Genomic DNA, 25,224 nt, shown 5'->3' on the forward strand with positions numbered 1-25,224 from the left:
GAACAATGCGTCTTGAGCAGCAGCTACATGGATACAGGCAGGGGCACGAACTACTCTCGACCTCCATTAAGTTGAGCAAGAATGATCAGAATTCGATTGACCGACTCTCGGACGTTGCGGGTCCTCTCAGGCCTGGGCAGAAATTTGAACCGTATTTAACCTTCTACCCTCTCCCCTCAGGCGAGCATTATGTCGTCGCGAGAACTTGGCAGGACTTTGATGCGCCTCGCGCCGGCTGCGTGAGAACGCGTAGCGCCGTCCTTCCGATGGAGGAATGGGTAAAAGGCATAGACGTGATGGAACTGGCGTCGAAGCTTTCTTTCGAAGGTCCTGTTTCCCCAGCCACGACCTTCAGTCTTGTAAATGAAAAGTCTACTCTGCCTATGGTAGAGCCGTCTCAAACTATTGAACTTATAGAAGCTATTTTTCTAGAAGAGCGTAAACCGGTAGTCGTTTTCGATGCTTTTTCGCCAGAAGCGATCACCGTCAGGCTCTTTATAGCTTTTTGGCCTTCGTTCAGACGTCAGTTCGCGGCTACAACGTTTGCGCTATCTCCAAGATCCATTGGTGGCCGCAACTTCGATCTTATTTTCTCTTCGAGAGACGCCCGCTCGCGCTTCTCCGATTGGGATGGCCGTAAGATCGATGTCAGGAAGGAGACAAATCCGCGGCACCGTTGGTCAATTCAAATTGCCGAACGGGTATTCGGAGCTGAATGGCCGTCCTTGCTGAAGGAGGATACGCTAGGCGAGCTAAGCTCTGGTGGCGGCGAGGCTGACTTCAGAATCTCGCTACTATGGAACGAACTTCATACCAAGCTGCAGCACTCTCCTAACGCAGTGCTTGGCTTGCTCGATATCGCAAACAGTCGTGCGAAGCGTAGTCTCGATGCAATTCGGACGCTCGAACCTGCATTGGCAGATGCCGCCAAGAGAGCTGTCGTTCAGCTTTCTCCCAGCGACGCCTGGCGCTTTCTCTATGCCCTGACCGAAAAGCTGCGCGAGATTCGCCTTAATTTGTCGGCCGCAAAGGTCATTAGGGCAGCCGCGATAAAGTTGGCAGAGAGAAGCCCCGAAGAGGCTTTGGCGAACGTACCTATAGTTTCATCGGGAAAAGGTAAGCAACTTCTCTTGGGAGCAATAGGTGAAGGCTTATCTAATTTTGGCCTTCCCGAATTGGTGGAAACTCTCGGGATGTTACCACCGAGCGAACTGCTGCTTCTGCTGATTAATAACGGCTCCTTCGCCGAGGCGACCTTGCAAAGCATGCCGCAGTTTGCGGAACAGCTCGCCTCTGAGATTGAATACTCATCAGCGGCGGTGCAAGATAGAGCACGCCGAACTCTTTTGCGCCACCTCGTCCGAGATGAAGATGCGCCACTCGCAAGGGCGATTTTTCCTTTACTTGATGAACAAGATCTCGTGAATGAAGCTAAATGGCTCGCGAAAATAAACGGTTACGCCTCCCAAGAGATCGGTCGTGTACTTATCGATCGTGCCGCCCAGCTCGGACAGGTTGCGGTTCTGAGGGACATTGCCTCCCATGTTAGTTCGGGACCTGGTGCAGACTTCCTATTATCAGGCCTCGTTGGTCCGTCAGAGGAAGGTCTAACCTGGCTCATTAGTAAGCATGATTTATCGGACGAAAGGAAATCGCATCTGATTTCGCGCATTTTGTCTGAGGTCAGCCCGGACCGTATCCGATCGATTGCGGCCTATGATGTCGCAACTGATTTGTTGACGCTCCTTGCCGTGGATCCTGCTTCGAACATTGAGTTGATAGATGCTTTCCTCCGTGAGGTGAAACAAAACAGCGAAGCTGTCGTGCGGACTCTTCTCAACATCCTTCCGCATGCAACTGGCGAAAGTCAAACGAGGCTTTCTAGAAGGGCTATTGAAGCCTTGCTGGCGCAAGAATGGCCAGACCGTCAGTCCATCATTGAAACATTGCTCGCTCAGCTCGGCCACAAGATTGATATCTCGAGCATCATTCGCGTCGGGCTTTCGAAGGCAGTTCCCGGAACTATCGCAGCCGCGAATATCAGTGTCTTCAACAGCTCGCCCGAAGATACAAGAGTTCGCTTTCTTAAGAACGTTGAGGATTTCGGTAGAGCTCTGACTGCTCGAGGCGCGATTGATTATGGCTACGGCGGAGCGGAAGCTGCCGCGGCACTTCTGTGGGATGCATCGAGAGTTAACCCCGCTGGTTTCGTCAAGGCCAGCAGCTCGCTGCTCCCCTTTGTCATGAAGTCTATCAGAGAACCTGCTGGCCCGCTCATCGCAGCAGTCTTTCCGCCGGTATACCACGAGCTGAAGAAGGCAGACGAAGCACCGGACTTCTTACGATTTTTTCTGTTCGTGGATTGGGATAAGTGCAAAGTTGCCCGTCACGATCTAGTCGATCAGTTCCTTGTTTCCGATTGGCGCGGAACGGATATTGCATTGGCCGCATCCCGTGCTGGCGATGCTGTGAGGATACTCCGGCGGATCGACAAACTGGGCGGATCGGCGGTTATCGAGACGATTGCGGAAAATATTTCCAGTATTCCTGAGCCGTGGCGCTCGGATATCGGGCAGGCAATCAAGGGCATCTAATGGCAATTTTTCACAATTTCTAACGTACCCGCTGCTCAGCTCCCATGATCACATTTCTACGATCGAATCTCATCTGCGGGTCAGAACAAGGTTAGTGCGAAATCGTACGCTAGCCGAATTTGTGCATAATTTCAGTAGTTTGCGCCTTGTGCTGAATATAACGTTCTAGGCGGAAATGCTATTTACGGCCAAGTTTTGGGAACGAGTATCGATCTCGATCAATGCGCGAGCTCGGCGTGCAGATTGAGAGCAACCGTATAGCTGAAAATTTCATTCGGACACTGGAGAACGCCAAACTTGCTTAGCGTATCCGAATAGCTCTCTGATGTCTGCTGTCGCACCGGCAAAAGCCCGCGCACGCCCCAATCAATCACACTCGAACACGCGGGAAGTCAGTCGGTGTGTCTAGCGCGCTTTCAATTGAAGAAGAGCGGGAAAGATCGCCTCGGCGGCTGTCGCTATGTCGACATGGTGCGATATGCCATCTAGGCAATTGATCGCGGCTTTTAACGTGGCCGGCCACGCGTCGGCAATGGCGACAATATTCTTGGCAAGCAAATTGCAGATCTCCATTAGCGGACGCCTGTTGGTAGCTGAAAAAACGTAGACTGCGTTAAACAACGCGACAGCCGCCTTGCTGGACTCGTTGTCTTCATTCAAACCCACGCGGGCGCGCGCCCATTTCCGCGCACAGTATTCGGCAAGGCCTGCAAGCCAGCTCTCGAACCCGGAGAGATCGTGCAGTCGTGCAAAGACCCGAGCAAGCGCGTCCGTAACGGCGAGGAAGACATGATCATCGAGCACTGGTGATCGTTCCATCGTTGCCTTGAGACGCTCGCGCAACAAGTTTAGAGGCTCGGCGCTTACGCGATCAAGGTCAACGATGACCAGGACGAGGGAGGCAAGGAAACCGGCCTCCGCTTCCTTGCTCTCTTCAAGAATACTGGCCAGGAGCGCATTTTGGTCGCGGTGGCGCAAGGGGTGATCAAGGCCCATCCACCCGGCAGTCATCATCGCGGGGATCGGATCGACCGAAATCCAGAATGGGGCATCTAGCGCTTCAGGCGTTGCGACCATCACCTCTGGCAGTGGCGTCCAGTGCTTTTCTCCGGCCTGCCCGATCATCGTCTTCAGCCATTCCGGGACCGAAATTCCCGCAGACAGCAGAGTTGATACCGCCTTTGCAAGAAGAAGATGACCTGTCAGCTGAATGGAGCTTTGGCGCAAGCAGTCGTCCCAGATTTCCTCGTGCTTGAAGTCGAATATCATCGGCCGTGTGCGCGCCGACAGCCATCGTCCAAATTCGTGAGGATCGATCCCCGATCCAGCCACAACGCGCGCCAGCTGATCGGCATGCAGCCAGACGAGGCAGAACGCGAGTTCGGCCGGGAGCGCCCGCCAAGCGGGGTCCTTTGTCGCCTGCCGCGCGCTATGTCGCAGCAAACGCACGACGAGCTTGGCGTGGCTCAGCGAAAGGCCCCAGTCAAGGCCGGGTTCGTCGTCGCGGATCGGTTTCCCGGCTGATGCCGATGCAAGCAGCCAGACAAGCGACGTATTGATCGATTCCCACCGTGGCGCCCAGGTACCTTGTCCTGCTTGCGAGACCGCAGCCTCGAATTCCAGAAGAAGTTTGCGCTCGAACCTGTAGGGGATAGCCGACACACGGTAGATCGCCTGCTCGATGCCCACAGCTGGGCGAAGCGCTTCGATGGACGCCGAGACAAGGTCAGAAGCCGAACCCCGAAATTCCCTTGAAACGCCGAGATAATCGAAAAGATAGTCTGGTGATGGAAGGTCGAAATCGGCAAGCTCGACCGAACCGGTCTTTGACAACCGTTCCCACAACAGCTGCTTTGTCCGTCGAAAGTCAGATCTCAGCCGTCCATGAAAATTGTCGACGCGAAACTCGACGTTCTCGTTGCTTGCAAGATCGTCCAGATAGGCCGACGTGATCGGTCGTCCGACGGGTCCCTCTTCCCCGATTGTCTGCAGCAATTTCGCGCGAACGGCCTTGTCGGGATGAGCCAGCCCCATTGTGCTTGGGTGGATCGGGAGGCGACGCCGCCCGATGACGAGCGTACCGGTTGGCAAGCCCTGGGCATCCGTGCCCAATTCGAGCTTCGCCTTCCTGCGTGAATTATGCAGGGCGAGGTCACAGCGCGTGAGCCCTTCCGTAACACAACGCTGCAGTGTTTCTTCCAGAACTTTGACGCTGAGCTGCAGGTCGCCATCAACCGTCAGCAACATCACCATGACGATCGATAGCTTCTGTTTCAGGTCGCCCCGGCTGGTGATCCGTTCTTCCCAGTCATCTGGCAACAAATCCAGAAAACGGCGGGCCGATAGCGTCATCTGCATCTTGAGCGCCTGCGCGACGTCGATTTCTAGTCCTTCGGGGATCTCGACCAGATGCGACAGCATCGAGGCGACCGTGTCCGCTGTCAGGTCAGCGGTTTCGGGATCTGCTTTTGCAAGCGGGCTCATGACCGAATTTATGGTCCAGTTGATCAGCCCGGCATAGCGCTCTTTTTTAAGCTTTCGACGGTCGAGACTGGTGTGAACCGGCACCATCAGCATCTGTGCGGCATTCAAGGCTGCAACTGATCGTCTTCCATCGGGGTCAGGAGCTCCGAGCGGCGAAGGCAGGTGCGTAAGGCGCAGGTTTGACCAGACCCAGGTCGAGCGCGCATTCAGTTCATCGTCGGAACCCTTGCCGTCTAACCACAACCGCTTGATGAGCTTGCTGGAGAGCGAAGACAGATCGATCGTTCGGCGCACTTCCCCGATGATGCGACCTTGCTTATCCGCCTGATGGCTCTGATCAACATAGCTAAGATGCTGGAGCTCGTTGGCAAACCAACGCCGCAAATCGCCAAGCGGCCCATTTTCCACAATTGCGCCGTCAACAACTGGCGCTGCCTCGACGATTGTCGCGATCTCTTCGTTATCGATCGGAAGGCAAAGGTAGCCCCATTGACGAAGCGACGTCCGAATACGGGCGTAGCTCGGCTTATCGAGAAGGCCTCGTTCGTGCAGGACCGCCAAAACTTCCGGCAGCGTAAAAAGGTGTTTGATAGGCTGCCTAGAGATTGTCCGATCTTCGATCCACAGAAAGTCGTCAAATGTGGCATGGTCTTTTGGCAAGACTTCCACCAGGCAACGTGCATGCGACGGAAGCATGCCCGACCGCTCGTCCTCTCGAGCCGATCTGTCCGGCGCAATCGTCGTCCATTTTGAAGTGGCAAGTCTGGTGGCGACAACCTTCGTCAGGCTACGCAGCTTCGACTTGATCTCCTCTTCGTCCTCAGCGAAATCCAGCTGCCTCAGCATATGATCGACTGTTCGTCGTTCGGTCATCAATAAGATGGATCTGGCAAGCGGTTCCAGCAGGCCCGCCTGAGCGAAGGCGGTGATGGCATCTTGACCAAGAGCGAGTTCTGCAATCTGCTGGCGAGGTGTCTCGGGTGAGATTTCGAGCTGCGCGGACATGCTCTCAAGCTGTGAGCGGTCGATATGGCCGGTTTGGAAGGCCCGATCGAGGATATAAGCAACGCGGTGCAAGTCGTCGCCCTCGACCCCTCCCCTGACGACCGACAACTCCGGAACGCCTGCGGGTATCGTTTTGCGAATAGCGACCGAGCTGTCGCCGCGCGCAACGGCTCTGATGCCTTCGGCTATAACCTTTGATACGTCGTGGAATTGGGTCTCCAGCAGAACCAGGGCTTCCGGAAGAGATGCCGGAACCTGGATCGAGAATACGTCGTCCAGCGCGTCAATAATGCCCACCCTGTGGGCAATCAGCAGCCCGCTGAGGTCGAGGCGTAAGGTCGGGCGCTCGCCGGCTGGGATGCGCACGTCCGGCCGTTCGGCGCCCGATCGTAACATCATCGGGATGGGGTTTCCGGCGCGGTGACGGCGTGCCGTTTTGCTGGCGAGGAAAAGCGATACAAAATCCTTGCCGTCATTTCGCATGGCAGCGACCGCAGGGATCGTCCCATGTAGCCATTGGTCAAGCAGTGCCCGATATCCGTTTGCCTGTTCCTCGAGCATCGCCAGAAGCTCTTCAACAGTGTCAAAGCTTCTGAAGTTGGCCTTCTTTTCAGGATCGGTGACGAGTTTGCGGATCATCTCCTGTTGCAGGGATGCGATACCGAGGTTGCTCGCAAGCTCAAGGACCACATTTTCAAGGTCGGTTGGCACATCGTAGCTGCCAAGACCCTCCAGCGCGCGACGTGCAACATCGGGCGCATAGCTTTGCAAGGCAATCGCGAGCTGAACTGCTTTGCGTTTGTCGATGATGCCGTTGTCCAGGGCAAGCTCAGCCTGCTCCTTGACCCGATCGAGCGCGCCGATCCGCAGATAGGCTTCGAGCAGCTCCTCGCGCAATTCCGGGTCTTCCCGGTCTCGAAGCTGTTCTTGAATATCGTCTATGAGGGCATGGTGATTGCCAAGCGCCTTCCAAGCACGGATCCGGACATAGGAAAGCCGGCGCGTATTATCCATCCCTTGTGCCAGTGCCTGATCGAGGATCTCGATGGACGCTCTCGCATCGTCGCTGTTGAGCGCTGCCACCGCCGCAAGCTCGATAGCACGTGCGGATAGTATTTTTGAGAGCGCTGGACGAAGCTGATCGACAAGGTCGAAGGCACCTCGGGACGCAAGGAAATCGGCACCGGCGAGGAGGTTTTCGACTTCTGAAAGATGGCTTGAGAGGTAGCCATAGACCGATGCGGCATTATCGGTGGCAAGACTGTCACGAAGGCTTTGAGCAAAGAACGCGGACCCGCCGGTGCCCCCGTCTGCTCCGAACTGTTGGCGCCACGCATCGAAGAAGGCAGTTGCTTCAGGAAAGATCGCAGCGAATTTGTCGATCTGAGCAATGCCCTTGTCCGGGCTCGCCCGTCCTGCTGCCATCATGGCGAGAACGACGACATGGCTCGGCGTGCCCTTGCCAGTGCGTATGGCATCGGCGAAGGACTTTCTGATCCGACCATGCTTCAGCGGCAGGCCGTGCAGAAGGCTCCAGGCGATGATCGAAGGGTCGACATCGGGCTTGGCAAGCAGGGAGCGCGCGTATTGTCGGCCCCGATCTCGGGTGTCCTCGTTGAGCAGAAGTACTGCAAGGCGCCAAGCCTCAACGTCTCGCTTGAAATCGCCCTCGACAGTCTCATGCAGACGGGCAAAATCTTCCGCCGCCTGGAGAAGCAGGTTTCGGGCGTCCGGCGTCGATAGGACGAGCGAGCGCCCGATCGGGTTCGGCACGCTGCCGAACTGAGGCGATGCGCCATCGACGAGTGCGCACGCCATGCGCACCACCCCGCGGGCAAACAGCGCCATCGCGGAATCAGGCTCCTTGGCCGTGGCCGAGCCGACGAGATTAAGCGCCTCGGCGCGTTTCCCGCCATTCAACAGGGTTGCAACGGCTCGCAGGCGGAGTACCTCGGAGCTGGCATCATCGCCTGTCAATGGCGCAAGTACGTCAAGCGCGTCTTGGGCCCGACCCTCTTCGATGAGGAGCGCGCCAACCAATTCCCGCTCACGTCTGTTTTCCGGCGACGTCAAATAGGACAGTGCTTTGCGCCCGTCGTCACGTGAACGAATAAGAAATGCGCGCGCCACGCGGTCGGGAGGAAAAGCAAACGCGTCAGCCTCATCGAGGAGGTGTTCCGCGGTCTCGATGTCGCCTTCCCCGAGTACAACCATCGCAACGGCACGCAGGCCCTTGGCTCGTGTCTCGGCACTAGCGCCATTCCATTTGACGATGTCCGATTGTGCATCAGCCAACCAGTCTTTGACGGCCGATCGCTTCCCCCGTCGCAGCTTGGCAATCGCCTCTTCGAGATTGCGAGACAGCGCCTCATTCAGAGGTCCCTGGTATGTCGCTTCGATCTGAGCAAAAATGGCTGTTTGAGAGGCCGTTGGGCCAGTTACACTGAAAGGCACACTCGTCGCCACCGGCGTCAACGGGTCGCGATCGGCGGATAAAGCCTTGACCCACGCCTCGTTGAAATATCGGTCGATGAGACGCGGGTCTTTCCTCAAGAGCTCGGAGAGCTCGACCGAGTCCCACAGGCGGAAGCGAATGCCTTGCGCGCGCAGCTGAGCTGCCAATTCGCGAGCAGCGTCGTTCATATCGTCATCGTTGGCCTCAACGCTGACAGCGATAATGAATTCCTTAACGCCCTTGCCTTTCCAGTGACCTTCGAGATGTTTGGTGAAATCTTCGATCCAGGCACGGAATTCCCATGCGGGAATGTGCTTGTAGCACTTGGCAGATACCACGGTCACCGGATTCTGGAGATCGTCGAAGCCCTCGACATCGACGCCGAACTGGTCTTGGCCCGTCCGTCGTTTCAAGGCGATGCGGAAGTCAGGATAAGCCTGACGCATGATGTCTCGGCACAGTTCTTCGAACTTCCGGCTGCCGATGTCGACAAGGGGAAGGATCGGGTGGCGATGAACCGAAGGTAACGTGATCGTATCCGCCGGAGGGGTATCGTAGCGCCGTGGAGATTGCTCCGCCTTGGCGCGCCTTTGATGTTGCTTGGTCATGGCTGTGCTCTGATTCGCGCTATTATCCCACGAGAACAGAGAAGCAACATCTTAGGCGTCGCCTATTTCTTGAAATCCACAGGCGCGTGGGCCGGCCCACCTAGGTTGATGACCATGTTGAAGGACATGTCACTGACGACACTCGTCCTCATGCCTTCGTTGCTTGCCGCTTCGACCTCATTCTTTACGGCATGTCGGCTCAGCAGAACGGCATCCTCGAGCGCTCCAACGTTAGGAAGATCGCGCAGCGTGTTCATACCGAAGACCGAGGGAAAGTGCGGCGTCGTCACGTAAGTGTATGGTTCCCCTGGCGTCGGGTTGCGGGGCCTGTAGCCGATGAACCCAGCGCCGCGCAGATTGCCGATCACGTCACGGCTAACCTCCTTGCCAAAAACCTTCGACCATTCGCTGCGGGTGACCGGCTGGAATATCCCACCGCTATTAGCACCACCGCCAAGAACTCAGAGAAGCGACGAGGCAGATGCAAGGCTGGGGGAGGCAGCATGGCGAGAGATCATGACCCTGCTTTGGTCTCTCAATTGATGACCAAGCTTTAGTTCACAACACCCCCCACGCCCGAAACCTCCCCCTCCCCGTCATCTCCCTCAGGCCGAGCTCCGCCACGATCCGCCGCGCCGCCTGCGGCGTGACCTCGAGCGTTTTCGCCACCATCCCGGCCGACACAAGCGGTTTTGCCATGACCAGCTCTACCAGTTCCGGCAGTTTTGAAGACGTTCGTCTTCCCGACAATTTGCGCTCCATCATCTGCCGAGCGAGTGTCAGCCGATCATGCTCTTTCATGCCGATCTCGGCGGCCGCCAAAAGTCCGTGGGCGATGGCGAGCAGCCGGGTTTCGCGATCGCGATGCCGGCGCCGATCGACGGGAATGCTTTTGAGGCCAAGATTGATGGCGGCCAGATGGGCACCTGACGTGATGCCGGCCTGCCGCAATATGGAGGCGCAAAACAGCCGGCCGAGCCACGGCGCGTGCTGCAGCACGGACAAAAAATTCCAGGCATCGAGGGCGACAATCGCCTGCAGCACCGCCGGCAGGTTTTCGGCCTGTCGCAGCACGCCGCGCCATTCGTCGAGCCGGGCATCCTCGTCCCAGTCGAGATCATAGATCATCGGATCGGCCGGAGCCCGGCCAGGCTTTCTGGCTCGTTCGATCGCAGCGTCGGAGCGCGCAAGGATCGCGTCGATGGCGGCAAAATCGACGCCGTGCAGATCTGTGGCGCCCTCGCCGACATCATCCCCCTCCCCTTCCGCATCGATCGAGGCGGCGCTCCGCACTGTGCCGGCGGTCTGCGCCTCACCTGTGCCGGCTGACCCGATTTCCGAAGTCTGCCGGAGCGCGCGAATGCCTTCCGGCGACAGCGCCCAGTCGGGCGACTGTACGGCAATCCGCCGGCGGGTGCGCAACACGTCGCGAGCGATGGTGAGTTCATGGGTTGGGGTGCGGGTGTCGCGAAATGCGTCGTGGAGGACGAGGTCTTCGAGGTGGACGAGCTCGCCGTCGATCCAGAGCGAAGCGCAGGCGTCGGTGAACTGGGATCGTTCGATCCATCCCTGACCGACCGGTGAGCGGGCGACGCGCTCGTCCAGACGCGTAAGCGCGACGCCGGCGTCGAAAGCCGGCCGCATCAGGGCTGATATGCTGATTTTCGAAAAGTCATAAGCCATTGAAATCATGGTAAACGAAGTCTTACAGGAACTCTATACCAATATTGCAGTTCGCCACATGGTATGATTGCCAGTTGTGGTTCTAACCATCGATAAGTACCTCTTATCGATGGTAGTTGATCTGGTCTCGCAAATCGGAAAGAATCGGGGCCAATCATGGCCCTGGAGGCCGCTGAAACCGTCCTTTTGGAGCGTCCGTGGCCAAAGCCAAACAATCATTGACCGCCGTCGAACGACGCGCCGAAGAACTCGACACCATCGCCGCGGTCCTGCCGATGGAGCGCCGCGACGAGCTCGCCGAGCTGCTGACCGACCACGACGTCGAAACGCTGCGCCATCTGGTCAACCAGGGCATGGGCGACAATACCCTGCGCGCCCTGACCTCGGACCTCGCCTATCTGGAAGCCTGGGGCTTGGCCGCCACCAAAAAGTCGCTGCCCTGGCCGGCGCCCGAGGCGCTGCTGCTAAAATTCGTCGCGCATCACCTCTGGGATCCGGAAAAACGGGCTTCCGCACCCGATCATGGTATGCCGACCGACGTCGACGATAGCCTCAGGAGCCAAGGGTTCCTCAAATCCGTCGGCCCACACGCGCCAGCAACGGTGCGGCGGCGCCTGGCCAACTGGTCGACGCTGACCAAGTGGCGGGGCCTCGACGGCGCGTTCGCCTCCCCTGCTCTCAAATCGGCCATTCGTCTCGCCGTCCGCGCCGTACCCCGAATGCGGGGTCGCAAGAGCGCCAAGGCAGTCACCGGTGACGTGTTGGCAAAGCTGCTGTCGACCTGCGCGACCGACAGCCTGCGCGATCTACGTGACCGGGCGATCCTGATGGTCGCCTTTGCCTCCGGTGGTCGCCGGCGCAGCGAGATCGCCGCGCTTCGTGTGGAGCAGCTGACCGTCGAGCCGCCGGTCGAGATGCCGGACGGCCCTCCCCTCCCCTCTCTCGCCATCCATCTCGGTCGGACGAAAACCACGACTGGAGAGCAGGACGATATCGTCTATCTGACCGGCCGGCCGGTGGAGGCGCTGAATGCCTGGATGGCCGCGGCGAAGATCGACAAGGGGAGCGTGTTTCGGGGGATCGGGCGATGGTCCACCGTTTCGAAGCGGGCGATCGATCCGCAGTCGGTCAATGCGATCCTCAAGCAGCGGGCGGTGATGGCCGGGTTGGACAGCGGAGAGTTTTCGGCGCACGGGCTTCGGTCGGGTTACCTGACGGAGGCTGCCAATCGCGGCATCCCCCTCCCCGAAGCGATGGAGCAATCACGCCACCGCTCTGTCCAGCAAGCGTCCAGTTATTATAACAACGCGACACGGCGCAGCGGTAGGGCGGCGCGAATGCTTTAGGTTCGTGCGCCACCTCTTTTGCCGAGCCCTTTTGGAAAGGAACGGCGGGAAACTTACGAAGCCAGGCCGTGATCTCCGCTCAACATCTTACCGTCGCGTCTACCTTCTTGCCTATCTGCATTGCAGCGACCGCCACGGGGTGAGACCAATCGTAGTCAGCGGCATGCTAAAAAGCTGGAACTCCCTGCGCATGGACAAAACAGAGTTTGTTTCCCTCAGGGTCGCGACAATAAGCAGCGTAAAAATCCTCCGCATATTGTGGCCTTATACCGGGCGCTCCTTCATCAAGAGCGCCGTTCTGCATTGCTGTTGCCCAAGCAAGGTCGATGCATTCTCTTGATGGCGCTGCAAAACTGATCTGCACTCCGTTGCCCCACGTCGCTGGTAGCCCGTTGATGGGGTGCCGGAGGACGAACTGCGGCCAACGCCTGTCGCCTTTACGCCAGATAACACCCGCCTCACCGATGTCGTCAAATTCGACGACCCGCCGCAGATCGAGTGGTGCCAAAACAGCGTCGTAAAACGCGACCATCGGTTCAAGTTCGCGAGCGCCGATCATGATGTGACTGAACATGTGAATTCCCGTGGTAAAGGTGTGCGATACGCCGTGGTCTACGGTCCTGCTGGAGATCCGCGACCACCCTCCCCTGTCCGCCGAGGCAAGGTAGCTGCCGTTCAGAAGATGCCAATGTTTGTTACACCTGGCTGAGAAACCCCTCCGTCGACGAGATTTCCAACTGCACCGAGAACCGATCACCTAACAATTCGAGCGAGGCGTCATGGGTATCATCCGCGCCACTACAGACGGCATCTTTCAAAAGGATAACGCGATAGCCAAGGTCGATAGCTCCGAGGGCTGCAGCCAATACACACACGTCCGTCTCCCCGCCCGAGATCGCGATGGTCTCAACCTTTTCCCCCGCCAACACGCGATGAAGCTCACCGGTGGTCCATGGCGAATATGTCATCTTGTCGAAGATCCGGGCGGGCGGAACCAAGGCCTTCAATGACGGGACGAGATCGACCATGTCCGGTTCCAATCGATCCAGGGTCATGGTGTCCCATTTCTCGTAGTAGCTCCGCCACATACCCAACATATCCTCTGCTCGCTTGGGCGGCACGAAGCGCGTGAACACCGTCTGTTGAGGATGTCGCCGCGCAATCTCCTGGACCTGAGGCGAAACCTCTTTCATCCATGGCACATGCCAGGGCGTATCTTCAGCGAACATCCGCTGCATATCGATGCACAAGTGGATCCAGGGACTGTCGTTCATCGTCTCCTCTCCTTGACACGAACCAACACAACAAAGAACGGTTGCGATTGCGGTCGAGCCTCTTTCGCTCAGCCATTTAATCGAACGGCGCTATTGGCAGGGCGCGTTTGTGTCCGCTCGCCCAATACGTCTTGAGAATACGTTGCCGTGCCGGTTCAGCGATCGCCTTCCCTTCCAGGAAATTATCAATGTCGTCGTAGGTGACACCATAGACGTCTTCATCGGGACGAAGAGGCGCATCAGATTCAAGATCAGCTGTCGGCACCTTGAGTACCAGTTCCGGCGGAGCGCCCATCTGCTCAGCCATGGCCCTCACCCGTCGTTTTGTCAGGCCGGCGAGCGGCAATAGGTCGGCCGCACCGTCGCCGAATTTTGTGAAGAACCCCATGAGCGCTTCGGCCGCCTGATCAGTCCCGATCACCAATCCTCTGGTTGACCCAGCCAGCGCGTACTGCGCGATCATTCGCTGGCGTGCTTTGATATTGCCAAGATGAAAGTGTTTGCGATCCGGTTCCACCAGATCCTCTCCCTCTGCAATCACCGCGTCCAGCATGGCGTCCGCTGCTGGCTTGATATCAATTGTGACGATACGGTCCGGCCTGATGACGCTGAGGGACTTTTGTGCGTCTGTCTCGTCGGCCTGGACGCCATAGGGCAATCGGACGGCAATGAATCGGGCATCGTATTCATCGGCTCGAAGTTCCGAAACCGCGGATTGCGCGAGTAAGCCGGCGGCAAGAGAGTCGACACCGCCGCTAATTCCGAGAACAAAGGTTCGGCATGACGCCTGGCGCAAATAGTGGCTCAGAAAGTCGATGCGACGCCGAGCCTCAAGCGCCGCATCAAAATCGGCAGTGACCCCAAGAGCTTGTGAAATTGAGTGCTGCTCGTTGTCCATTTCTAATCCGTAGGCTGTTCGTTTGTCGTTGTCTGCGCGAGGGGTCACGACATCAGAGGCTGCTCTTTTTTCCAATCGCGGTAAGGTGTCATCATCTGTCCGGGGAAGCGCCGTTCGATCTCTTCTTCCACGAGCGCAATGCGGGAAAGCGTCTCCTCCCGATCACTGGCGTCGTCCTCGCTATGCTTTTCCAGCGCGCTCATCGTGGCAAAAATCTCGTCACTCGTCATCACCTCAAGTCGGGTCGCGAAATCCGAAACGCCCTCATTCAAAATGTCATTGGCTGTCATCACATGCCTCCCTGCATGCGCTGAAAACCATAACAATATGAAATTGTTCCTTGTCTCGGAACTCGACGGCGTCGCGGTGGTTTATCCGGCCATCCACAACAGGAGTATCGTCATGAAAAGAACCCTCATTCTCGCATCCATACTTCTCGCAACGGCCGGATCTGCAGCCCTGGCACAGTCCACCGCCGAAAAGACCGGCGTGAATTCTGTCATGGGTGTCGCGCCAAAGACCGAAGACTTCGTCCTTGAGGCGGCCAGTAGCGACATGTTCGAGATTGAATCCAGCAAGCTTGCCGTGGAACGATCGGACGAAAAGACCAAGGCATTTGCACAGCAGATGCTGACCGACCACCAGAAGACTTCTGATGAGCTGAAAGCCATGGTGACGGCGGGCAAGGTCAAGGCTACAATCCCGACGGCCATGTCGTCCGCTCATCAGGGCATGCTGGACGATCTCAAGAAGCTTCAGGGCGAAGAGTTCACCAAGCAGTATCACTCCGACCAGGAAGACGTGCATGAAGATGCGGTCGATCTGTTCAAGCGCTACGGCGACGAGGGCGAGAACGCCGAGCTGAAGGCTTGGGCTGCAAAGACCCGGCCGGCGCTCGAGCATCACCTCCAGATGGCAACAGAGATGAACAAGTAATCATTCCTCCAGCCCCCGCCGAGTTCGTCTCGCGGGGGCATTTCTTTGAGGACGCCATGCTGATCGGCTACCACGCCTCTCACGAACAGTTTTCGCCTAGCCAACTCCTGGACTACGTCCAGGCTGCTGAGCGTGCTGGTTTCCAAGCCATCATGACGTCCGATCATTTGGCGCCGTGGAGCTCTAGACAAGGTAACTCAGGCAACAACTGGGCTTGGCTCGGGGCAGCGATGGCGAAGACGACATTGCCCTTCGGTAGCCTCGCGATACCAGGAGGGTGGCGTTATCATCCCGTCGTACTCGCGCATCTCATAGCGACCCTGTCGGAAATGTTTCCGGATCGGCTGCGCTGGATCGCAATGGGAAGCGGCGAAGCCCTCAACGAAAAGACCGTGGGACGCGGTTGGCCGAATAAGAAGGAGCGCAACGACAGATTGGAAGCGGGTTCAGAAATCATCCGAGCGCTGCTCGCAGGCGAGATGGTGACCTCTGATCATCCGCACCACAAAACGGAGCAAGCAAAGCTGTGGTCACTTCCAAAGAATCCACCATTGCTGTTAGGTGCGGCGCTGACCAAGCAGACCGCAACCTGGCTGGGGAAAATGGGCGGACGGACTGGTTACAGTTCGGAAACCGACAAACGAACTGAAGCCGGTGGTAGAGGCGTTCAAGTCGAGCGGCGGCGCGGGCAAGCCTCTTGCTCTCCAGCTTCAAGTCTCCTGGGCGCCTACAGTCGATGAGGCGCGAATGGCCGCCTGGCATGAGTGGCGCAATGCAGCCGTCAAACCGGATCTGTTGGCCGAGCTGAAAACCCCAGCGGAATTTGATGCCGAGACACGCGATGTGACTCCCGAAGAAATGGACGAGTTGATCCCGTTGGTTACGCGCTTCTCGATCTCATCGACGAAGGCGCATCCTGCGGTTTTGATGAGATCTACATCCATAACGTATCCCGGAATCAACGCAGGTTTTTGGATTTCATGACCGAGCAGGTAATTAGAAAGTTGAAGTGACGCAAAACCCAGTCTTTATTGCTCCCCCCGGGCAACCCTATGAATCTAATGATAAAACTATTCATATGTACGGCTGACAACTGAATACCACCGAGCAGAGGTCTTGAAGCAAGGATGACCTGAAACTGCGCGAAAAACCCGGTCCGCAAAGAGGCGTCCTGCTGGGCGCGAATGGTCATGCCGATTTGCGCCCATCGGGCTCCTGCGTCCGAAGCAACGCCATCAGCATCGGCCCTAGCGAGAACTCGCCTCTTTCCGCTCGCCGTGTTAGATCGCGCAGATATCCGCCGGGTGAACTGATGTGCCCTGCCCGCTCAAGAACGCAGGCCATTGCGACCGCGGCGTTCTCAGGCCCCATCACCTCGCAGGCCTCCTGATAGGCCGACGGGCTCACCCCGAGTGTCGTTCGCACCACCACTGCGGCGGTCATCAGCTCCCGCCAATGCGAGATTACGCCGCCTGCGCCGTAATCCGATATTTGTGGGCAAGCCCGAAGCACCATACCCAACGGGAAAGCCTTTATCGGCTCAGCAGCCGATCTCCTTTGTGGCACCATCCTCTCGCCCTGCTCGTTTCTAGAGCTAGGTTCAAATTCATTTAAGGATTCGGTATTTGAATTCTGTATGTGATGGCGGTTTCCGCTATCATTGGTGTCGGATTCTGTGGAAATAAGCTGGATTTCCAGCATGTTGATAGCTTCCTCGCTCAACAACGTCAGTTCGTCGAGGCAAGCTTGGAGGGACGCTGCTGTCTTTGCCGTCTTGAGACGAACGATCGCGGACACGAGAGCGTCTTCGACAGCTTGCCAGTTTCCTGCCGCGCCTTCCTCCACCGCAGCGCTAATAAGCTTACGAATATCTCGGCGTGTTATTGTGATGCGCTCTTTCATGACGCGCAGCCGTCTGCTCTCCTCGGCGGCCTGGTTAGCCATGATTGCGAGTTCTTCTGCCCGGGCAAGGAGCGGCGCGAGGCTGAAACCGTACGCGGTTTCGATCGCACCGTCGTTTCCTTTGCGAGCGTAACGTTTGCCGTTCGGACTGTCATTCCGCTGGATAAGCCCAGCCTCGACAAGAATACCAAGGTTTTCGCGTAGCGTCGTTCCTGCGATCCCGTTCGCTCGGATCGCCAGCTGCGCGTTTGATGGAAAGACGACTAGATTGCTCTCTTCGCTCAGCTCCTGTTCTGGGTAGAATGTCAGCAGGGCATTCAAGACGGCAAGAGCACGGTCACGCAGACCGAGTATCGTTCTTGCCTCGCATGCGCTGCGATAAACTTTCCACTTGTCGACGGACTTACCCGCCTTGATGTTTGCCGTCGAAAGCTGAGCCTTCACCAAGGCAAGCGTCATCCGCCGCCGCCCGAATGGCGTCGTCACATTTCCTATTTGCATTTTCCTCTCACCTTTCTGAAGGCAAAGGAAATCCGCTCACCAAACTGGCGCCAAAGACTCTTGACTGCGATTCATGGAAATGCGATTCTCAGGCTGCTTAGACATGAGGAAGGCTTCCACGACGGCGACGTTTGGGGGCCTTTTTCTTTTGCCGCTATTTTCCTTCTGTTTCAGTTGATTTCAGAAACTCCTGATGAAAACGACCGAGGTTTTCGGCGATGAACCGACCAAACCTTGCTGCGTCGTTCGCCTTCAGTGCGATAGAGTAGCTTTTCCCGCTTCCCTTGAACTCTGCCCGTACACTTGAATCATCTGCGCGCCATTCGCTCGCATTGCTTGGCCGCTTCGAAGGCTTCGTTGCCTTCTTGATGCCTCTAGCTAGAAACTCGAAACGAGCGTCTGATTCGAGAGAAAGGAATGCTTGATCGGCGACTAGGATACGCGCCAGTTCAAGCGTTGTCGGCCTTTCGATCTGCTGCGCCAACTCAGTCCAGCGATCTCGGCCGACGGACTTCGCCGCACCAATCGCATTCGCGATTTCGGCTGGTACGCGACCTGATACCGACAGCATCCGGGTCAACATAGGCGCATCTACAGAGAGGGCGGCCTGGATCGTCGCCCGTTCGTATGCCAATTCGACCAATCGCTGCGCGAACATTGCGCGTTCTATGAAAGACAGGTTCTCTCGCGCCGAATTTTCCTGACCCTGGGCGATGACGTGGTCTGCGTCTGAGATTGCTTTTACGACAGCGCGGACCGGGCGTCCGAGATCCTTGGCCGCGCGCGCGCGACGATGCCCGAAGACGATTTGGTAGCGACCTTCAGCCGTCGGGTGAGGGCGGACCTGTATTGGCGTGTCTTGTCCCCGCTCACGGATCGCTTCGAGGAGTTCGGCGTAAGCGACATCATCGATTCCCATCCGGTCTGAGACGAAAGAGGAATCCAACGCCTCGGGATCGAGCTCGATGATAGTCTCGCCTGGAACTTGTTGCGCAGCCTGTTCAACCTTGTCTCGAAGCTCGCTCAAGGAGCTGATCATCGACCTTGAAGCACCATGGGTGGCGTATCCAGGCGTTGCCTTACGCTCTACACTCGCGTTTGCGGGAGACGTTATGTTCGCGAAAATGTCTTTACGAGCCATGGACCCACACTCCGGGTTTAGTCATCTTCCTGATTTCTCTGCGGAAAGTCGCAGTTTGTACGGCTGACAACGGGTTATGCATTACGACGCCTCCATGCCTTCTGAAGTTGCTCGATAACTTCGTTGTTGACGGCGTCCATGGACTCACGGGCTCGGTCATATGTCGCGGCCGTGAACTGAGCGCGCTCGACCTCATACAGGCTCTGCTTCGTCAGGCCTGCGTCGGACACGGCAGTGGACTTGACCATATGATTTTTCATCATGTGCTCGGCAAACATCGACTGCATGAAACCGACCATTTGTTGCTGCGGTATATCGGTTGGCTCGTACCGCGTGACCAGATAGCGGAACCAGTCTAGGGATACGTCGACGCCGACGCCCTCGACACTTTTTAGGATCTCGCCCAGCATGAGGAGGAACTGAGACATCGACATAATGTCGAGCATCTGCGGGTGCACCGTGATGAGGACCGATGTTGCTGCCGTCAGCGCCGTGAGCGTCAGATAACCAAGCTGGGGAGGGCAGTCGACAACAACGACATCGTAGCGATCGTCGACTTCTGCCAACGCGTCGCCGATACGGGTGTAGAACATCTTGCCGGCAGTCGAATCTTTTCGCTGCATAGCAATTGGTGTGTCGTACTCATACTCTTGCAGTTCGAGATTGGCTGGCACTACATCGAGGTTTGGAAAATTGGTAGGCTGGATGACGTCCTTGATGGACTTGCGTCCGTCGTCGTAGCGCAACGCTTCGTAGAAGGACTTCTTTTCGTCCAACTCTGGCTGAATGCCATAAAGCGCAGTCAACGATGCCTGAGGGTCGAGATCGACAGCTAGAACCCGGTAGCCCTTCAGCGCCAGGAACTGTGCGAGGTGAGCCGAGGTCGTGGTCTTACCCGAACCGCCTTTGAAATTGACGACTGCAATCACCTGCAGTTTCTCATCAGCCTGCCGGTGCGGAACGCGATCAAGAAGTTGGCGAAGTTCGTTCACCTGATCTGCGGTGTAGTAGCGTCGGCCGGTCGAGGTGGTGCTTGGCTCGACACCCTTGCCCTGGAGGTGCAGTTTCTTGAGATAGCTCTGCGAAACGCCGACAAAGTCCGCGACTTCCGCTAATGAGAATTGGCGAAGCGACTTCTGTGCGTTGGGCGGGAATTTCTCGCGTCGCAGCATGTCGAGTTTCGAGGATATATCTCCGCCCTGCGCGAGGATAATATCTGCGAAACTCGACACTTTCTCTGAAGCGGCCATTTTCACGTTCATTCAGCTATTCGCCTATAGTCACGATAATTTTAAGGAACTGGTCCAGTTATCGTGACAATCGCCCGATTCCCAACTCTGGGCAAGGGATTTAAGGTTAACAAGGAGTTAACTGATATTTCCCGATTCCATCGCCCAAGGCGAATCTGCAATCATTTACCGTGAGTTAGTCAGATTTACTCCCTTTCGCCTAGTCATCGCAAAATGCAGATTTGCACATGAAACTCCACCGCCTAGCTCACCACGCGCTCAAATTCTGAGAGGCGGGCCAGCGACTCGCTAGAATCACCTGAGGTGCAGATCTGCACATAGGCACACGCTGAAGGAGATGATTTCTGTCCGCATGACCTTGTTCAAGCGGAGATCATCATGCGGATATTGACCGTCGCACCCGACCAATACGAGCGCCATCAAAACGCGCTGAGACAGATGCACCGTCTTCGCGCGACGGTGTTCGGCGGACGACTAGCCTGGGACGTTTCCGTCACGGCGGGAGAAGAGCGCGACCAGTACGATGATTTCAAGCCGACTTATCTTCTGGCAATTGCCGACGGTGGACTCGTCGCGGGTTGCGTTCGTCTTCTTCCAGCTTCTGGCCCGACCATGCTGGAGCAGACCTTCCCCCAGCTTCTCGATACGGGTTCGCTTCACCCTCATTCTGGGATGGTCGAGAGTTCACGCTTCTGCGTCGATACCTCACTTATCTCGCAGAGGGAGGCAAGCCAACTGCATCTTGCGACGCTCACCTTGTTCGCCGGGATCATCGCATGGTCGATGGCGAGCGGCTACAGCGAGATCGTCACGGCCACCGATCTCCGATTCGAGCGCATCCTGAAGCGAGCGGGATGGCCGATGCAGCGTCTCGGCGAACCGGCTCCGATCGGCAACACCATCGCCATCGCCGGAAGCCTGCCGGCCGACCGTGGCAGCTTTGAGCAGGTGTGCCCGCAAGGTTACCATTCGACCCCGCAGATTGATGGGTCATTGCTCAGGAGCGCTGCGTGACCCAGCTCCGCTCTCATCCCCGCCTGGTCCGCAAACTACAGGACGCGCTTGGCGACCAACTGTGCATCGCCCTCGATGACGCCACCGTCGTCGAGATCATGCTCAATCCGGACGGCAGGTTGTTCATCGAGCGGCTGGGGCATGGCGTTGCACCTGCCGGCGCGATGAGCTCCGGTGCAGCCGAAGTTGTCATCGGCAGTGTTGCCCATGCCCTGCAGTCGGAGGCCGACGACGAGCGGCCGATCATTTCTGGCGAACTGCCGATTGGCGGACACCGCTTCGAGGGGCTGTTGCCGCCGGTGGTTTCCGGACCGGCATTCACTATCCGCCGTCGTGCTTCGCGTCTCATTCCACTGACAGAATATGTGAAATCGAAGGTGATGACCGAAGCCCAGGCATCGGCGATTCGAAGCGCTATTGATTCCCGAATGAACATCGTGATCTCAGGTGGCACGGGATCCGGAAAGACCACACTGGCCAACGCCATCATCGCCGAGATCGTAACTGCTTCCCCCGACGATCGGATGGTGATCCTCGAGGACACCGCCGAGATTCAATGCGCGGCCGAGAATGCCGTATCGCTGCACACCAGCGATACCATCGACATGGCCCGCCTGCTCAAGAGCACGATGCGCCTGCGCCCCGACCGCATCATCGTTGGCGAGGTCCGCGACGGCGCGGCCCTGACGCTGCTCAAGGCGTGGAACACCGGCCACCCCGGCGGCGTCACCACGATCCATTCCAACACGGCGACGTCAGCCTTGCGCCGGCTGGAGCAGCTGACGGCGGAAGCCAGTCAGCAGCCAATGCAGGAAGTGATCGGCGAGGCCGTCGACCTCGTCGTCTCTATTGAGCGAACGGGAAAAGGGAGGCGGGTCCGTGAGGTGATCCACGTCGAAGGATACCGCAACGGCCGCTACCAGACCGAACATTATGCCCAGATCGATGAGGATAGCCATGTCGCGTAAAATCTCCATTCTTCTCACCGGCGCGACACTTGTCGCCATTTCTGTCGGCTTTAGCGATTCCGCATTGGCTTCCTCTGGTGGCGGCGGTCTACCCTGGGAGTCGCCGCTGCAACAGATCCAGCAATCGATCACCGGACCTGTCGCCGGGTTTATCGCGCTGGCCGCTGTCGCCATTGCAGGCGCCATGCTGATCTTCGGCGGCGAGCTGAATGATTTCGCGAGACGGCTTTGCTATGTCGCGCTGGTGGGCGGTGTTCTCCTCGGAGCCACCCAGATCGTTGCTCTCTTCGGTGCCACCGGCGCCTCGATCGGCGAGGGCCACGCACAGGCCGAGCAAGGAACTCCCAAACCGAAGGCGACGCCGGCCACAGCGGGGGAGGGGGCCCATGGCTGAGGCCGGCTCTTCCCTGGCGCGCTCGCGCGTGCATCGGGCGCTATCCCGTCCCAACTTGTTGATGGGCGCCGACCGGGAGCTCGTGCTGCTGACGGCGCTGGCCGCCATCATCCTGATCTTCGTTGTCCTGACCTGGTACGCGGCACTGTTCGGCATCGTGATCTGGCTGGTCGCAGTCGCGGCGCTGCGCATGATGGCCAAATCCGACCCGCTGATGCGCCGGGTTTATCTCCGCCACATCTCTTACAGGACGTCTTATCGCGCGACCTCGTCGCCGTGGCGCAAGTTCTAAGAGATGGTAGCGCTCAAATCATTCCGCCATTCCGGACCATCGTTTGCCGATCTCGTGCCTTATGCCGGCCTCGTCGATAATGGCGTCATCTTGCTGAAGGACGGCTCGCTGATGGCCGGCTGGTATTTCGCGGGGCCGGATAGCGAGAGCTCGACCGACGCCGAGCGCAACGAGGTGTCGCGCCAGATCAATGCGATCCTGGCTCGGCTCGGCTCCGGATGGATGATCCAGGTCGAGGCCATCAGGGTTCCGACCGGCGATTACCCGACCGAGACTGAATCTCACTTTCCCGATGCGGTCACACGCGCCATCGACGATGAGCGACGAGTGCACTTTCAGAGGGAGAAGGGGCATTTCGAGAGCCGGCACGCTCTGATTTTGACCTGGCGGCCACCGGAGCCGCGACGCTCCGGCCTGACGCGGTATATCTATTCGGAAGCGGCCAGCCGCTCCGCCACGTACGCCGACAGGGCGCTTGAGAGCTTTCTGACCTCGATCCGGGAGGTCGAGCAGTATCTCGCCAATGTCGTGTCGATCCGTCGGATGATGACACGGGAAACGCCGGAACGTGGCGGATACCGCATCGCACGGTACGACGAGCTCTTCCAGTTCATCCGTTTCTGCGTCACCGGCGAGAACCATCCGGTTCGCCTGCCTGATATCCCCATGTATCTCGACTGGCTGGTGACGGCCGAGCTGCAACATGGCCTGACTCCAATGGTCGAAAGCCGGTTTCTCGGCGTGGTGGCGATCGACGGTCTGCCGGCCGAAAGCTGGCCGGGCATTCTCAACACGCTCGACCGGATGCCGCTCACGTATCGCTGGTCGTCCCGCTTCGTCTTCCTCGACGCCGAAGAAGCACGGGCAAGGCTCGAGCGGACACGCAAGAAGTGGCAGCAGAAGGTGAGGCCGTTCTTCGATCAGCTGTTTCAGACGCAGTCGCGCTCAGTTGATCAGGACGCCATGCTGATGGTGGCAGAGACTGAAGACGCCATTGCCGAAGCTTCCTCGCAGCTCGTCGCCTATGGCTATTACACACCGGTCATCGTCATCTTCGAAGAAGACTCAGGTCGCCTCCAGGAAAAGTGCGAGGCCATCCGCCGGCTGATCCAGGCCGAAGGATTTGGCGCACGCATCGAGACGTTGAACGCGACGGACGCCTTTCTCGGCAGTCTTCCAGGCGTCTCCTACGCCAATATCCGCGAGCCGTTGATCAATACCCGCAATCTTGCCGACCTCATCCCGCTCAATTCCGTCTGGTCGGGCAGTCCGGTAGCGCCTTGCCCATTCTATCCGCCGGGCTCGCCGCCCCTGATGCAAGTGGCATCCGGGTCGACGCCGTTCCGGCTCAACCTGCATGTCGACGATGTCGGACACACGCTGATCTTCGGGCCAACCGGCTCTGGCAAGTCGACGCTGTTGGCGCTGATTGCAGCGCAGTTCCGGCGTTACGCAGACGCCCAGGTGTTCGCCTTCGACAAGGGGGGCTCGATGCTGCCGCTGACGCTCGGCCTCGGCGGCGATCACTACCAGATCGGCGGCGATATCGGCCCTTCGGCAAATGGTGAGGTGAAGGCGCTCTCTTTCTGCCCGCTGGCAGAACTGTCGACCGACGGCGACCGCGCCTGGGCCTCCGAGTGGATCGAGATGCTGGTGGCACTGCAGGGGGTGATCATCACCCCGGATTATCGCAACGCGATCTCCAGGCAGTTGGCACTGATGGCGGGATCTCGCGGCCGCTCGCTGTCGGACTTCGTCTCGGGCGTGCAGATGCGCGTGATCAAGGACGCGCTGCATCACTATACCGTCGACGGTCCGATGGGACAGCTGCTCGACGCCGAGCAGGACGGCCTGGCGCTCGGCGAGTTCCAGTGCTTCGAGATCGAGGAACTGATGAATATGGGCGAGCGCAATCTTGTCCCCGTTCTCACCTACCTGTTTCGCCGCATCGAGAAACGCCTGACGGGCGCGCCCAGCCTCATCATTCTCGACGAGGCTTGGCTGATGCTCGGCCATCCAGTGTTTCGCGACAAGATCCGCGAATGGTTGAAGGTGTTGCGCAAGGCCAATTGCGCTGTGGTCCTCGCCACCCAATCCATCTCGGACGCCGAGCGATCCGGGATCATCGACGTCCTGAAGGAATCCTGCCCAACCAAGATTTGCCTGCCGAACGGCGCCGCGCGCGAGCCTGGAACTCGTGAATTCTATGAGCGCATCGGCTTTAACGAACGGCAGATCGAGATCGTCGCGACGGCCTCGCCGAAACGAGAATACTACGTCGCTTCGCCGGAGGGCCGAAGGCTCTTCAACATGGCGCTCGGCCCTGTCGCACTCTCGTTTGTCGGGGCGACCGGCAAGGAAGACCTCAAGCGCATTCGCAGCCTGCATTCCGAACACGGGGCCGCATGGCCTCTCCATTGGCTCCAGCAAAGGGGGATCGCCCATGCCGAGACATTTTTCCCGACATCTTGAAACCGTA

18 protein-coding genes and 2 pseudogenes are annotated in these 25,224 nt (G+C 58.0%); 10 read left to right on the forward strand and 10 right to left on the reverse strand.

The window, feature by feature from the left end; genetic code table 11:
- Positions 1-5: 5 nt before the first annotated feature.
- Both PYR65_RS30685 and PYR65_RS29030 read left to right on the forward strand, forming a co-directional pair.
- Positions 6-251 (forward strand): annotated as a pseudogene (locus PYR65_RS30685) (GAP1-N1 domain-containing protein); the annotation flags it as partial.
- A gap of 45 nt (positions 252-296) precedes the next feature.
- The gene (locus PYR65_RS29030; protein WP_276122531.1) at positions 297-2,594 is read left to right on the forward strand and encodes a hypothetical protein; all 2,298 of its coding nucleotides are present in this window, start codon (positions 297-299) and stop codon (positions 2,592-2,594) included.
- 405 nt (positions 2,595-2,999) lie between these two features.
- On the opposite strand, the gene PYR65_RS29035 is transcribed toward PYR65_RS29030, so the two are convergent.
- The 3 genes from PYR65_RS29035 to PYR65_RS29045 all read right to left on the reverse strand — a co-directional run bounded on the left by PYR65_RS29035 (position 3,000) and on the right by PYR65_RS29045 (position 10,838).
- Complete coding sequence (locus PYR65_RS29035) at positions 3,000-9,146, reverse strand: hypothetical protein (protein WP_276122532.1); 6,147 nt, start codon at positions 9,144-9,146, stop codon at positions 3,000-3,002.
- Between the two features lie 62 nt (positions 9,147-9,208).
- Complete coding sequence (locus PYR65_RS29040) at positions 9,209-9,514, reverse strand: SMC-Scp complex subunit ScpB (RefSeq protein WP_276122533.1); 306 nt, start codon at positions 9,512-9,514, stop codon at positions 9,209-9,211.
- A gap of 190 nt (positions 9,515-9,704) precedes the next feature.
- Positions 9,705-10,838, reverse strand: coding sequence for an RHE_PE00001 family protein (locus PYR65_RS29045; protein WP_276122534.1), 1,134 nt, complete (start codon positions 10,836-10,838; stop codon positions 9,705-9,707).
- 188 nt (positions 10,839-11,026) lie between these two features.
- On the opposite strand from PYR65_RS29045, the gene PYR65_RS29050 reads away from it, so the two are divergent.
- A complete protein-coding gene (locus PYR65_RS29050; protein ID WP_276122535.1) occupies positions 11,027-12,175 on the forward strand; it encodes a site-specific integrase in 1,149 nt (382 codons plus the stop codon).
- Between the two features lie 166 nt (positions 12,176-12,341).
- Here PYR65_RS29050 and PYR65_RS29055 read toward each other — a convergent pair whose 3' ends face one another.
- The 4 genes from PYR65_RS29055 to PYR65_RS29070 form a co-directional block, all read right to left on the reverse strand.
- Positions 12,342-12,749 (reverse strand): VOC family protein, encoded by a 408-nt coding sequence (locus tag PYR65_RS29055; RefSeq protein ID WP_276122536.1) that lies wholly within the window; start codon positions 12,747-12,749, stop codon positions 12,342-12,344.
- A 121-nt stretch (positions 12,750-12,870) separates the two neighbouring features.
- Positions 12,871-13,449: a cysteine hydrolase family protein gene (locus PYR65_RS29060; protein ID WP_276122537.1), complete on the reverse strand. Its 579-nt coding sequence runs from the start codon at positions 13,447-13,449 to the stop codon at positions 12,871-12,873.
- Positions 13,450-13,525: 76 nt separating this feature from the next.
- Entirely contained in the window at positions 13,526-14,347 is an 822-nt protein-coding gene (gene nadE / locus PYR65_RS29065) for an ammonia-dependent NAD(+) synthetase (protein WP_276122538.1), read from the reverse strand.
- A gap of 44 nt (positions 14,348-14,391) precedes the next feature.
- A complete protein-coding gene (locus PYR65_RS29070) occupies positions 14,392-14,637 on the reverse strand; it encodes a hypothetical protein (RefSeq protein WP_276122539.1) in 246 nt (81 codons plus the stop codon).
- Positions 14,638-14,749: 112 nt separating this feature from the next.
- Here PYR65_RS29070 and PYR65_RS29075 point away from each other — a divergent pair, with 112 nt between their 5' ends.
- Positions 14,750-15,283 (forward strand): DUF4142 domain-containing protein, encoded by a 534-nt coding sequence (locus PYR65_RS29075; RefSeq protein ID WP_276122549.1) that lies wholly within the window; start codon positions 14,750-14,752, stop codon positions 15,281-15,283.
- A gap of 56 nt (positions 15,284-15,339) precedes the next feature.
- Positions 15,340-16,296, forward strand: a pseudogene (locus PYR65_RS29080) (TIGR03885 family FMN-dependent LLM class oxidoreductase).
- A 175-nt stretch (positions 16,297-16,471) separates the two neighbouring features.
- Here the strand turns inward: PYR65_RS29080 and repC are convergent.
- The 3 genes from repC to repA all read right to left on the reverse strand — a co-directional run bounded on the left by repC (position 16,472) and on the right by repA (position 20,089).
- Positions 16,472-17,686 (reverse strand): plasmid replication protein RepC, encoded by a 1,215-nt coding sequence (repC, locus tag PYR65_RS29085; protein ID WP_276122366.1) that lies wholly within the window; start codon positions 17,684-17,686, stop codon positions 16,472-16,474.
- A 154-nt stretch (positions 17,687-17,840) separates the two neighbouring features.
- Complete coding sequence (gene repB / locus PYR65_RS29090) at positions 17,841-18,827, reverse strand: plasmid partitioning protein RepB (RefSeq protein WP_276122367.1); 987 nt, start codon at positions 18,825-18,827, stop codon at positions 17,841-17,843.
- 74 nt (positions 18,828-18,901) lie between these two features.
- Positions 18,902-20,089, reverse strand: a complete 1,188-nt coding sequence (gene repA, locus PYR65_RS29095) for a plasmid partitioning protein RepA (RefSeq protein WP_276122368.1) — start codon at positions 20,087-20,089, stop codon at positions 18,902-18,904.
- 366 nt (positions 20,090-20,455) lie between these two features.
- On the opposite strand from repA, the gene traI reads away from it, so the two are divergent.
- Genes traI through PYR65_RS29120 form a run of 5 tightly spaced genes read left to right on the forward strand, consistent with a single transcriptional unit; the run spans position 20,456 to position 25,217 of the window.
- Entirely contained in the window at positions 20,456-21,091 is a 636-nt protein-coding gene (gene traI, locus PYR65_RS29100; protein WP_276122369.1) for an acyl-homoserine-lactone synthase, read from the forward strand.
- Positions 21,088-22,059 carry a P-type conjugative transfer ATPase TrbB gene (gene trbB / locus PYR65_RS29105; RefSeq protein WP_276122370.1) on the forward strand — a complete coding sequence of 324 codons (972 nt, stop codon included), beginning with the start codon at positions 21,088-21,090 and terminating at the stop codon, positions 22,057-22,059. Before traI ends, trbB begins: the two co-directional genes overlap by 4 nt.
- Positions 22,049-22,453 carry a conjugal transfer pilin TrbC gene (trbC, locus tag PYR65_RS29110; RefSeq protein ID WP_276122371.1) on the forward strand — a complete coding sequence of 135 codons (405 nt, stop codon included), beginning with the start codon at positions 22,049-22,051 and terminating at the stop codon, positions 22,451-22,453. Before trbB ends, trbC begins: the two co-directional genes overlap by 11 nt.
- Positions 22,446-22,745, forward strand: coding sequence for a conjugal transfer protein TrbD (locus tag PYR65_RS29115; protein WP_276122372.1), 300 nt, complete (start codon positions 22,446-22,448; stop codon positions 22,743-22,745). Before trbC ends, PYR65_RS29115 begins: the two co-directional genes overlap by 8 nt.
- Before the next feature lie 3 nt (positions 22,746-22,748).
- Positions 22,749-25,217, forward strand: coding sequence for a conjugal transfer protein TrbE (locus PYR65_RS29120; RefSeq protein WP_276122373.1), 2,469 nt, complete (start codon positions 22,749-22,751; stop codon positions 25,215-25,217).
- The last annotated feature ends 7 nt before the right edge of the window (positions 25,218-25,224 follow it).

It is taken from the genome of Pararhizobium qamdonense (genome assembly GCF_029277445.1).
In the GTDB taxonomy this organism is placed as follows: Bacteria; Pseudomonadota; Alphaproteobacteria; order Rhizobiales; family Rhizobiaceae; genus Pararhizobium; species Pararhizobium qamdonense.

What these genes read in the sequence shown, in the direction of transcription:
- PYR65_RS29030 (WP_276122531.1), top strand. Translation starts at nt 297, where the DNA reads ATGGAACTGGCGTCGAAGCTTTCTTTCGAAGGTCCTGTTTCCCCAGCC.
- PYR65_RS29035 (WP_276122532.1), bottom strand. Translation starts at nt 9,146, where the DNA reads ATGACCAAGCAACATCAAAGGCGCGCCAAGGCGGAGCAATCTCCACGG.
- PYR65_RS29045 (WP_276122534.1), bottom strand. Translation starts at nt 10,838, where the DNA reads ATGATTTCAATGGCTTATGACTTTTCGAAAATCAGCATATCAGCCCTG.
- PYR65_RS29055 (WP_276122536.1), bottom strand. Translation starts at nt 12,749, where the DNA reads ATGTTCAGTCACATCATGATCGGCGCTCGCGAACTTGAACCGATGGTC.
- PYR65_RS29060 (WP_276122537.1), bottom strand. Translation starts at nt 13,449, where the DNA reads ATGAACGACAGTCCCTGGATCCACTTGTGCATCGATATGCAGCGGATG.
- nadE (WP_276122538.1), bottom strand. Translation starts at nt 14,347, where the DNA reads ATGGACAACGAGCAGCACTCAATTTCACAAGCTCTTGGGGTCACTGCC.
- PYR65_RS29070 (WP_276122539.1), bottom strand. Translation starts at nt 14,637, where the DNA reads ATGACAGCCAATGACATTTTGAATGAGGGCGTTTCGGATTTCGCGACC.
- PYR65_RS29075 (WP_276122549.1), top strand. Translation starts at nt 14,750, where the DNA reads ATGAAAAGAACCCTCATTCTCGCATCCATACTTCTCGCAACGGCCGGA.
- repC (WP_276122366.1), bottom strand. Translation starts at nt 17,686, where the DNA reads ATGCAAATAGGAAATGTGACGACGCCATTCGGGCGGCGGCGGATGACG.
- repB (WP_276122367.1), bottom strand. Translation starts at nt 18,827, where the DNA reads ATGGCTCGTAAAGACATTTTCGCGAACATAACGTCTCCCGCAAACGCG.
- repA (WP_276122368.1), bottom strand. Translation starts at nt 20,089, where the DNA reads ATGAACGTGAAAATGGCCGCTTCAGAGAAAGTGTCGAGTTTCGCAGAT.
- traI (WP_276122369.1), top strand. Translation starts at nt 20,456, where the DNA reads ATGCGGATATTGACCGTCGCACCCGACCAATACGAGCGCCATCAAAAC.
- trbC (WP_276122371.1), top strand. Translation starts at nt 22,049, where the DNA reads ATGTCGCGTAAAATCTCCATTCTTCTCACCGGCGCGACACTTGTCGCC.
- PYR65_RS29115 (WP_276122372.1), top strand. Translation starts at nt 22,446, where the DNA reads ATGGCTGAGGCCGGCTCTTCCCTGGCGCGCTCGCGCGTGCATCGGGCG.
- PYR65_RS29120 (WP_276122373.1), top strand. Translation starts at nt 22,749, where the DNA reads ATGGTAGCGCTCAAATCATTCCGCCATTCCGGACCATCGTTTGCCGAT.